Here is a 4,358-nt window from a genome sequence, read left to right on the forward strand (position 1 = left end):
CTTTATGAAAGACATGTACTATTATATCAGAAATGTCAAGTAAAATCCACCTTCCACTTGAATAGCCATCCTTTTTTATTTCATCATATCCTGCTTCTGAAAGCTGTTTACTTATTTCATCTGCTATAGCTTTGGCTCCAGTAGATGCATTCGCACTTACTATGACAAAATAGTCTGCCACAGTAGTTAATTCCTTTATATCCAAGACCTTGAGATCTATACCTTTTTTGTCTTCACAAGCTTTTTTTACTATAGCTAGTTTTTCTTCAACATTTATCATATATTCATCTCCTTTTTTTTAAATTTTCTTCTATTAAATAATTCCTAGCATCTATAGAGTCTATAGATATTGTTTTTTTACTCTCTATTAAAAACTTTATATTTGTATCTAAAGCTAAAAGTAAAGATTTATCTAAATCTTCAAATGCTAAATTTCTTATTATTTGTATTCCTTCAAAATTTCTATGCGGTTCTATATAGTCTCCCATAAATATTATTTTTTCTAAAAGACTCATATTTCTTCTTCCAGTTGTATGATACTTGATAGCATTTAATATATCTTTATCTACCACATCATACTTACTTATTGCTATTTTAACAGCAAGTGGTCCATGAAGTAGTTCTGTATTATAAGGTTTTTTTGATTTATCTAATAGTCCAAATTCTTTAGCTAAGTCTACAACCCTTTCTTTCTTTATAAACTTTGCACTATCATGAAGTAAAGCTGAAATTGTAGTCTTTTCTAAATCCATATTATGATTTATAGCTAGTTTTTTGCATGTATCAACTACTCTTAAAGTATGCAGATATCTATCCTTTGATATATTTATAAGGAGATCCTTTTTTATTTTTTCTATCAATAGGTTCACATCCTATTTATATAAATTGTTTTCTAATATATATTTATTTACATCTTCTTTTACTAAATATTTAATTGATTTATTTTCTTTTATCATATTTCTTATCTTAGTAGAAGAAATATCTATAATAGGGCTTTGTAAATGCTTTATTTTTACATTATGCTTGATATTTAATCTTTTTATCTCTCTTAAAAGATCTTTACTATTCTTTACAAGTCTATCAGCTACTATAAAGTTTGTTTCTTTTAAAAGCTTATCATATTTTTCCCAAGTCTCAATTTGAAGTAAAGAATCTGCACCTATTATCATAAATAAATCATCGTCTTTATACTCTTCTTTAAGTTTCATCATAGTATCAATAGTATAGCTTATATGTTCACTTTCTAGTTCCATGCTAGATAAAGAAAAGTATGGATTGTCTTCTATAGAAAGTTTTGTCATTGTTTTTCTATGAAAACCATCTACTACTGTACTATAATCTTTATGAGGAGGCTTACCAGTAGGAATAAATATTATTTTATCTAATAAAGCTTCCTCTCTTATAAATTCACTTAGGATTAAATGTCCTAAGTGAATTGGATTAAAAGTTCCTCCCATTATCCCTATTTTCATATCTATTCTCCAAAGTTTTTATTTAGGTAAATTTATTTCCTTATTTTCCTCAGACTCCCTATAAATAACTACTTTATTACCTATATTTTGTACAAATTCAGCATCTAATGCTTCAGTAAGTTCCTTAGATACATCCTCTGTCTCCATCATACTATTATTTAATATATTTATCTTTACTAGCTCTCTATTTTCAAGCGCTTCATCAATTTGTTTGATGAAATTTTCACTTATTCCATGTTTTCCTAATTGAAATAGTGGATCTAAGTTATGAGCCAACGATCTCAAATAACTTCTTTGTTTTCCTGTTAACATACTTTACCTCCTTTTTTACTCTGCAATTTTAGTGGAAGAATTCAAACTCATATCCTGCAATGAAAACTGCTTCTCCTTCTTGTATTCCAAGCTCCTCAAGTCTTTCAATTATACCCATCTTCCTTAAGCTTTCTTGGAAATGTCTTAGAGAATCTACATCATCAAAATATACACCCTCTAAAAGCTTTTCTATGCTGTCTCCTTCTACTATATATTTATTGTTTTCTTTTGTAACTATTAATTCATCCTCTTCAACTACTTCTTCATACATTTCTTCATCAAAGCTATCATAATCTATTTCAGTATTAGAAAGTACATCCCATATAGCATACTTTAACTCTTTTACCCCTTGACTAGTAGCTGCTGAAATAGAATAAATTTTTTGATCTTTAAACTCTTCCTTAAGTTTCTGAAGTCCTTCCTCTGCACCTGGTATATCCATCTTATTTCCCACTATAATTTGCGGTTTATCCTTTAACTTAGGATTGTATTCAACAAGTTCTTCCATTATGGTGTAAAAGTCTTCCACAGGATCTCTTCCTTCCATACCTGATACATCTAATATATGGACCAATACCCTAGTTCTTTCAACATGTCTTAAAAACTCATGTCCAAGTCCTACTCCTGCAGATGCTCCTTCAATCAATCCTGGTATATCTGCTATAACAAAACTTTTCTCATCATCAACTCTGACTACTCCTAAATTAGGTTGTAAAGTTGTAAAATGATAGTTTGCAATCTTAGGTTTTGCAGCCGATACCATAGATAAAAATGTAGATTTACCTACATTAGGAAATCCTATAAGACCTACATCAGCAAGTAGTTTTAACTCAAGTATTACATTTCTTTCTTGTCCCTTTGTTCCAGGTTCTGCAAATCCTGGAGCTTGTCTTGTAGAAGTAGCAAATTTAGCGTTTCCTCTACCGCCTTTTCCACCTTTTGCAATAATAAACTCTTGGTCCTTTTCTTTTAAATCTACTATAACTGTTCCAGTTGGCTCATCTTTAACTATTGTTCCAACTGGAACTTTGATAAATATGTCTTCTCCGCCTTTACCAAATTGTTTTTTAGTTCTACCATCTTCACCGTTTTCACCAGAATAATGCCTCTTGTATCTAAAATCCATAAGAGTTCTTATTCCTTCATCAGCCTTTAAAACGATAGAGCCACCGTCGCCACCGTCGCCACCGTAAGGTCCTCCAGAAGGCTCAAATTTCTCTCTTCTCCATGCTACTATACCATTTCCACCTTTACCGCCTTTTATATGGATTTTCGCTTTATCTATAAACATTTTATCACCCTTAATTAGATACTTATATTTTATTATTTGTTTAGTCTTTAAATAGTATCTGTATATTGTTTCAACTTTATTATCTTTCTTATATATATTTAAAAAAATAAGCTTACCTTAAGGTAAGCTTATTTTACGCTAACTCTTCTGCAGGATATACACTAACCTTTTTTCTATCTCTGCCTAATCGTTCAAATTTAACTACTCCATCTGTAGTAGCAAATAAAGTATCGTCCTTTCCTTTACCTACATTAGTGCCAGGATGGACTCTAGTTCCTCTTTGTCTCATTATGATGTTTCCTGATAAAACGAATTGTCCGTCTCCTCTTTTAACACCTAATCTTTTAGCTCTACTGTCTCTACCATTTCTTGAACTACCTACTCCCTTTTTAGAAGCAAATAATTGTAAATTTAATTTTATCATCTGTCGCACCTCCTGTACTCTATTTTTAAGTTTCCAGGATAAGTATCCTGAATCGATTCTATTCCTCGTTTAAAAGTTTGTAAAAGTATTTGAGCTCCTTTTACCTTTTCTTTATTTTTAATATTTTTTAATTTTACATTTAAGTATCCAGTATTTTCATCTATTTTATAAAAAATTTCTTCTTTTTCAAGTTGTAAAACTTCTACAAGACCCATAAGTGTTGTCTGGGACAGTACAGAAATTGCCGCACATACTATGTCTTCTCCGTGTGGAGCAAAGTTTGCATGGCCTTTTATATCATATTGTGTGATGTTTTCAAAAGGATCACTAAATAGTTTAATTTTAATCATAATTAGCCAACAATCTTTCCAACTTTTACTTTAGTAAATGGTTGACGATGTCCTTGCTTTTTCTTGTAGTTTTTCTTAGCTTTATACTTGAAAACTACTATTTTTTTAGCTTTTCCTTGTTCTACAACACTAGCTTCTACTTTTGCATTTTCAACATATGGTTTACCAGCAACTAAATCACCATCTTTAGACATAAGAAGAACTTTATCAAAGTTTACAGTATCTCCTTCAACAGCGTCTAATTTTTCTACAAAAAGAACATCTCCTTCTTGTACTCTATATTGCTTTCCACCTGTTTCTATAACAGCATACATTATGACGGCACCTCCTCTAACCAAGTCTCGCCAATGTTAGGTGATGTTTCACTTAAACCCACACTGAGCGGCTTCATACCCTAATATATTATCAAATACAAATCTATTTGTCAACAAATTCTTTTTTTACTAGTCCAGAGCTCTGATCAACATATGATAATGTCCTATTATAACATTTATGATTATGTCCTAATT

At 30.6% G+C, this 4,358-nt stretch carries 8 protein-coding genes; all 8 read right to left on the bottom strand.

All coding sequences use genetic code 11. The features are described from left to right. A partial coding sequence (gene rsfS / locus ACTHW2_RS11205; protein WP_442264007.1) for a ribosome silencing factor occupies positions 1-280 on the bottom strand: 280 nt, incomplete at its 3' end. Positions 281-284: 4 nt separating this feature from the next. Beyond that, a complete protein-coding gene (yqeK, locus tag ACTHW2_RS11210) occupies positions 285-860 on the bottom strand; it encodes a bis(5'-nucleosyl)-tetraphosphatase (symmetrical) YqeK (RefSeq protein WP_442264008.1) in 576 nt (191 codons plus the stop codon). Between the two features lie 12 nt (positions 861-872). After that, the gene (nadD, locus tag ACTHW2_RS11215; protein WP_442264009.1) at positions 873-1,472 is read right to left on the bottom strand and encodes a nicotinate-nucleotide adenylyltransferase; all 600 of its coding nucleotides are present in this window, start codon (positions 1,470-1,472) and stop codon (positions 873-875) included. An 18-nt stretch (positions 1,473-1,490) separates the two neighbouring features. Further along, positions 1,491-1,784, bottom strand: a complete 294-nt coding sequence (gene yhbY, locus ACTHW2_RS11220) for a ribosome assembly RNA-binding protein YhbY (RefSeq protein ID WP_442264010.1) — start codon at positions 1,782-1,784, stop codon at positions 1,491-1,493. 28 nt (positions 1,785-1,812) lie between these two features. Continuing rightward, the gene (obgE, locus tag ACTHW2_RS11225; RefSeq protein WP_442264011.1) at positions 1,813-3,075 is read right to left on the bottom strand and encodes a GTPase ObgE; all 1,263 of its coding nucleotides are present in this window, start codon (positions 3,073-3,075) and stop codon (positions 1,813-1,815) included. 133 nt (positions 3,076-3,208) lie between these two features. Continuing rightward, on the bottom strand, positions 3,209-3,499 hold the full coding sequence (gene rpmA, locus ACTHW2_RS11230) for a 50S ribosomal protein L27 (protein WP_442264012.1): 291 nt from the start codon (positions 3,497-3,499) through the stop codon (positions 3,209-3,211). Beyond that, positions 3,496-3,849, bottom strand: coding sequence for a ribosomal-processing cysteine protease Prp (locus ACTHW2_RS11235; RefSeq protein ID WP_442264013.1), 354 nt, complete (start codon positions 3,847-3,849; stop codon positions 3,496-3,498). Before ACTHW2_RS11235 ends, rpmA begins: the two co-directional genes overlap by 4 nt. 2 nt (positions 3,850-3,851) lie before the next feature. After that, positions 3,852-4,163, bottom strand: coding sequence for a 50S ribosomal protein L21 (gene rplU / locus ACTHW2_RS11240; RefSeq protein ID WP_442264014.1), 312 nt, complete (start codon positions 4,161-4,163; stop codon positions 3,852-3,854). Between the last annotated feature and the right edge of the window lie 195 nt (positions 4,164-4,358).

This window comes from Tissierella sp. (genome assembly GCF_052089545.1).
In the GTDB taxonomy this organism is placed as follows: domain Bacteria; phylum Bacillota; class Clostridia; order Tissierellales; family Tissierellaceae; genus Tissierella_A.